Origin of the sequence: Thiohalomonas denitrificans (assembly GCF_016841685.1) — a bacterium.
In the GTDB taxonomy this organism is placed as follows: Bacteria; Pseudomonadota; Gammaproteobacteria; order Thiohalomonadales; family Thiohalomonadaceae; genus Thiohalomonas; species Thiohalomonas denitrificans_A.
Genome location: NZ_JAENYR010000131.1, coordinates 1 through 5939, shown reverse-complemented (window position 1 = coordinate 5939; position 5939 = coordinate 1). Strand labels below are relative to the sequence as shown.

The following is a 5939-nucleotide window of genomic DNA, read 5'->3' as shown; positions in this document are numbered from 1 at the left end:
ATCGGCCAACGAAGGCAATGGCCCCCGTAGGAGCGGCGGAAGCCGCGAAAGCGCCCAGCGCCCCAGCGATTGGAAAAAACTGCGGCTACCGCCGTGTTCGCCCAGGGTCTGCGATCCTGCAAAAGCCCCAAAGCCTGCTTCGCCCCCGCGAAACCTAACCCGCCAACGCCTTTTTGCCCCGACTCAGCATCGGCTTCAGATAATGCCCGGTATAGGAATCGGGATGTTCCGCTACCTCCTCCGGGGTGCCGGATGCCAGCAGCGTACCTCCCTGATCGCCCCCTTCGGGGCCGAGGTCGATAATCCAGTCCGCGGTCTTGATGACGTCCAGGTTGTGCTCGATGACCAGGACGGTATTGCCGTGGTCGCGCAGGCGGTGGAGCACGGCCAGAAGCTGTTCGATATCATGGAAATGCAGCCCGGTGGTCGGCTCGTCGAGAATGTAGAGCGTACGGCCGGTATCCCGCTTCGACAGCTCCCGAGCCAGCTTCACGCGTTGCGCTTCGCCGCCGGAGAGGGTGGTGGCGCTCTGGCCCAGGCGGACGTAGGAGAGGCCCACGTCCATCAGCGTCTGTAGCTTGCGCGCTACCACCGGTACCGGGTCGAAATAGACCCGGGCCTCCTCCACGGTCATCTCCAGTACTTCGAAGATGTTCTTGCCCTTGTATTTGACCTCCAGCGTCTCCCGGTTGTAGCGCTTGCCCTTGCAGACGTCGCAGGCGACATGGATATCCGGGAGAAAGTGCATCTCCACTTTGATTAGCCCGTCACCCTGGCACGCCTCGCAGCGGCCGCCCTTGACGTTAAAGCTGAAGCGGCCGGGCATGTATCCGCGGGCCCGCGCCTCCGGCGTGCCGGCGAACAGTTCCCGGATCGGGGTAAACAGACCGGTATAGGTCGCCGGATTGGAGCGTGGCGTACGGCCGATGGGACTCTGGTCGATATCCACGACCTTGTCGAAATTCTCCAGGCCGATGATCTCGGCCACCGGCGCCGGGTCCTCTCCGGTGCCGTTCACGGAGAGGGCAGCGTGTCGATAGAGGGTGTCGTTGATCAGCGTCGATTTGCCCGAACCCGAAACGCCCGTGATGCAGGTCATCAGGCCGACGGGGACGTCGACGCTCATCCCCTTCAGGTTATTGCCGCTGGCGCCGCGGATCTTCAGCTGCCGTTCCGGATTCGGCGCCGTGCGCTCGGCCGGCACGGCGATCTGGCGCTTGCCCGACAGGTATTGCCCGGTCAGCGAGTCCTTACTTCGCATGATCTGGCCGGGTGTGCCCTGGGCGACGATTCGGCCCCCGTGGGCCCCGGCTCCGGGACCGATATCCAGCACGTGGTCGGCACTGCGGATGGCGTCCTCGTCGTGCTCGACCACGATGACGGTGTTCCCCAGGTCGCGCAGGCGAAACAGGGTACTGAGCAGCCGATCATTGTCCCGCTGGTGCAGACCGATAGAGGGCTCGTCGAGGATATACATGACGCCCACCAGCCCCGCGCCGATCTGGCTCGCCAGCCGAATGCGCTGCGCCTCGCCGCCGGAGAGGGTGTCGGCACTGCGGTCCAGGGCCAGGTAGTTGAGGCCCACATTGACCAGAAACTGCAGACGCTCCTCGATTTCCTTGACGATCTTCTCGGCGATTTCACCGCGCCAGCCGGGCAGGGTCAGGTGCCCGAAGAATTCCGTTGCCCGGCCCACCGGCATCGAGGTGATTTCCGGCAGGGTGCGCCCGGCGACGAAGACGCTGCGTGCGGAGCGGTTCAGGCGGGTTCCGCCGCAGTCGGGGCAGGACTGGGTGCTGAGAAACTTGGCCAGCTCTTCGCGCACCATATTGGAATCGGTCTCGCGATAGCGCCGCTCCATGTTGGGGATGATCCCCTCGAATGGGTGTTTGCGCCGGCGACCACCGGGATAGATGAATTCGATCGGTTTGTCGCTGCCGTAGAGCAGGGCGTCACGGATTTTCTTGTCGAGCTGCTCAAAGGGCGTCTCGATGTCGAAACCGTAGTGTGCTGCCAGACAACTCAGCATCTGAAAGTAATGGGCATTGCGCCGGTCCCAGCCGCGTACCGCACCACCCGCCAGGCTGAGTTCGGGATGCAGCACTACTCGGGAGGGATCAAAATAGGGCTTGACCCCCAGGCCGTCACAGGTGGGACACGCCCCGGCCGGATTATTGAACGAAAACAGCCGTGGCTCCAGCTCCGATAGTGAGTACCCGCATACCGGGCAGGCAAAGCGCGCCGAGAACACCATGTCCTTTTCTTCCCCGTCCATGAAGGCCACTGAAGCGATGCCGTCCGCCAGATTGAGCGCCGTCTCGAAAGAGTCGGCCAGGCGCTGTTTGATATCCGGGCGCACCTTGAAACGGTCCACCACCACTTCAATCGTGTGCTTCTTGCGAAGCTCCAGCGTGGGTGGCTGGTCCAGTTCGATCACCGTGCCGTTGACGCGGGCGCGCACGAAGCCCTGGGCGCGCAGTTCGTCAAAGATCTGTACGTGTTCGCCCTTGCGGTCCTGAATCACCGGGGCGAGCAGCATCAGTTTGGTGCCCTCCGGCAGCCCCGCTACCTGGTCCACCATCTGACTGACCGTCTGCGCCTCGAGAATGATGTCGTGCTCCGGGCAGCGCGGCTCGCCGGCACGGGCAAAAAGCAGGCGCAGATAGTCGTAAATCTCGGTGACCGTGCCGACCGTGGAACGCGGGTTGTGGGAGGTCGACTTCTGCTCGATGGAAATCGCCGGCGAGAGCCCCTCGATATGGTCGATATCCGGCTTTTCCATCACCGACAGGAACTGGCGGGCATAGGCCGACAGCGACTCCACATAGCGCCGCTGGCCCTCGGCATAAATGGTGTCGAACGCCAGAGAAGACTTCCCGGAGCCCGAAAGCCCGGTGAAGACGATCAACTTGTTGCGGGGCAACTCCAGATCAAAGTTCTGAAGATTATGGGTCCGCGCACCTCGGATCCGAATGGTATCCATGTAAGTCCTGTTTGAGAAAATGAGATTTGCTCCCGGACATCCTGTCCCCGCGGCATACCATCCGTCCCTGGACGTCGCCGCTCCCGGACATCCTGTCCCCGCGGCATACCGTCCATCCCTGGACGTCGCCGCTCCCGGACATCCTGTCCCCGCGGCATACCGTCCATCCCTGGATGTAACCCGTTAATATACGCCTTCGGCCTGTCGCGAGGCAAAAAGGCCAGGGAACGACCTACCGGCTCCGGGGACAAAACGGCGCATTCCTTTGGACCGTACTCCACTCCATACATTCCCACCCGTACGACGGGCTAAAGCCCGACCTACAGCCTCGGACCATCGGATCCCACCCGTAGTCGGGCTTCAGGCCGACAAACAGCCGCCAAATCTCCTCTCCTCCGGGCCGGCCTTCAAACCCATAACTGACTTCCTTGCTGGGGAAAACGAACCTGCTAAGATAGCGCGCTGGATTGTCCGTCGGGGGTCGTCCCCGGTGCGCAAACGTCTCAATAAATCGAAGAATTTGATACCCGCCCAATGTCACCCGAACAGATGACCCCTCGGGAACGCCGTGCCGCCATCTCCTTGGCCGGCATCTTTGCCACCCGTATGCTCGGACTTTTTCTCATCCTGCCGGTATTCGCGCTCTACGCCGAGGACCTGGAGGGGGTGACGCCGACCCTGGTGGGGGTGGCCATCGGCATTTACGGCCTCACCCAGGCCCTCTTCCAAATCCCCTTCGGCATGCTCTCGGACCGAATCGGACGCAAGCCGGTGATCGTGGCGGGTCTGCTGCTGTTTGCCATCGGCAGCGCGATAGCGGCCACGGCCGACACCATTAATGGCGTCATTATCGGTCGCACCCTGCAGGGCTCAGGGGCGGTTGCCGCTGCGATCATGGCGCTGGCCGCCGATCTCACCCGCGAGGATCACCGGCCCAAGGCCATGGCCATTATCGGCATGACCATCGGCGTCTCTTTTCTGATCGCCATGGTGGCCGGGCCTGTCCTGGATGGCTGGGTAGGGGTCCCTGGCATTTTCTGGCTGACCGCCGTGCTGGCCCTGGCCGGCATCGCCATCCTTCTGCTCGCGGTTCCCACACCCGCCAGCAGTCGCGTGCACCGCGATGCCGAAGCGGTGCCCCAACAGTTTCGCCAGGTTCTGGCCGACACTCAGCTGCTGCGCCTCGATTTCGGCATCCTGGTCCTGCATCTGGTCCTTACTGCCGGTTTCGTCGTACTCCCCCTTGCCTTACGGGACGCCGGGTTGGTGAGTACCGACCACTGGCAGCTCTATCTGCCGGTGATGGCGATCGCCATGGCCGGAGCCATCCCCTTCATCGTCCTGGCGGAAAAAAAGCGCCTTATGAAGCCGATCGTCATAGGCGGCATCGCACTCCTGGGGCTCAGCGAGATCGGTTTTATTTTTCTGCACGACAGCTTCTGGTCGCTAGCGGTGCTGATGGGGCTGTTCTTCATCGCCTTCAATCTGATGGAGGCGCTGATGCCATCGCTGATCGCCAAAACCGCCCGGGTGCAGAGCAAAGGCACTGCCATGGGCGTCTACTCCAGCTCACAGTTTGTCGGCGCGTTTATCGGCGGGGCGGCGGGCGGCGGCCTCTATGGCCAATTCGGCCCGGCCGGCGTTTTCCTGTTCTGCGCCATCCTGCTGGCCGTATGGTGGCTGCTGGCCATAACCATGAAACAGCCCCGTTATCTGGCCTCGGCCATGGTCAACGTCGGGCCGCTGGACCCCGCCCGGGCCGCTGAACTGGAGAGCGAGTTCCGCCATGTCGATGGCGTCGAAGAAGTCTATGTCGAGCTTGATGACGGGATCGCCTACCTGCGGGTCGACAACGCCAAACTCGACCATGCCGAGCTCGACCGGTTTTCCGCATGAATCCGCGAAGCCCGAACTCCACCCGGCTTTGAATCTCTGGCACAATATCGGACTTTATGGGTTTACTTGCCAGGGAGTGGCTGGCCATTCGATAGTCAGCAACATTTCCCCGGAAGAACGGCCAGGCCCGCACGTGGGTGGCCGGAGTTTGCGGCAGCACGAACCATAACGGAGTAAAACATGGCACGAGGAATCAACAAGGTCATATTGGTCGGCAATCTGGGGCGCGATCCGGATGTCCGCTACACCTCAAACGGCAGTGCTGTGGCCAATATTGCGATTGCGACTTCCGAGCAGTGGAAGGACAAACAGACCGGTCAGCAGCAGGAAAAAACGGAATGGCACCGGGTCGTCATGTTCGGCCGCCTGGGCGAGATCGCCGGTGAATACCTGCGCAAGGGCCAGCAGGTCTATATCGAAGGCCGTCTGCAGACCCGGAAATGGCAGGGTCAGGATGGCCAGGATCGCTACACCACCGAAATCGTCGCCAACGAAATGCAGATGCTGGGCGGTCCGCGGGGTAGCGGTAGCGGCAGTGCCGACTATAACCCGGGCGCGGGCCAGGGTGGCGAACAGGGTGGACCCCAGGGCGGGAGCGGAGCGCCCTCCGGCGGCGGTCAGGCACCCGGTGGGCAGGCATCCGGCGGCGGCCAGGCCCCTGCACCCTCCAGTGGAGGAAATTTCGACGATTTTGACGACGATATTCCGTTTTGATTAGTACGTTTGTGTATATCTGTTGATAAAAAGTAACTGCTCGCCCGGGTGATTATGCGCGGCATAGGAGATTCGTCATCCCCTCGCAGGCGGGGATCCATATGTCGACGTCATCCCCGCGCAGGCGGGGATCCAGGGGTTGAGCAACACAGTCCGCGGCTGTCCGTGACGTCATCCCCGCGCAGGCGGGGATCCATATGTCTATCTCTTGCGGGTCGAGCCGGATTTCCCGTCATCCCCGCGCAGGCGGGGATCTATATGTCTACGTCATCCCCGCGCAGGCGGGGATCTATATGTCTACGTCATCCCCGCGCAGGCGGGGATCCAGAGCGCGCCCGCTCGATGG

The 5939-nt window shown here is 62.4% G+C and carries 3 protein-coding genes; 2 read left to right on the top strand and 1 reads right to left on the bottom strand.

Going from position 1 to position 5939, the window contains the following annotated elements; genetic code table 11:
• Positions 1-154 precede the first annotated feature (154 nt).
• Positions 155-2983, bottom strand: coding sequence for an excinuclease ABC subunit UvrA (gene uvrA / locus Q7L05_RS16790; RefSeq protein ID WP_303909370.1), 2829 nt, complete (start codon positions 2981-2983; stop codon positions 155-157).
• A gap of 534 nt (positions 2984-3517) precedes the next feature.
• Between uvrA and Q7L05_RS16785 the strand changes: the two genes are divergently transcribed.
• The gene (locus tag Q7L05_RS16785; protein WP_303909368.1) at positions 3518-4879 is read left to right on the top strand and encodes an MFS transporter; all 1362 of its coding nucleotides are present in this window, start codon (positions 3518-3520) and stop codon (positions 4877-4879) included.
• 180 nt (positions 4880-5059) lie between these two features.
• Positions 5060-5593, top strand: coding sequence for a single-stranded DNA-binding protein (gene ssb, locus Q7L05_RS16780; protein WP_303909366.1), 534 nt, complete (start codon positions 5060-5062; stop codon positions 5591-5593).
• Positions 5594-5939: the final 346 nt, after the last annotated feature.

Coding starts and splice junctions, on each gene's coding strand:
- Q7L05_RS16785 (WP_303909368.1), top strand. CDS start 3,518: ATGTCACCCGAACAGATGACCCCTCGGGAACGCCGTGCCGCCATCTCC.
- uvrA (WP_303909370.1), bottom strand. CDS start 2,983: ATGGATACCATTCGGATCCGAGGTGCGCGGACCCATAATCTTCAGAAC.
- ssb (WP_303909366.1), top strand. CDS start 5,060: ATGGCACGAGGAATCAACAAGGTCATATTGGTCGGCAATCTGGGGCGC.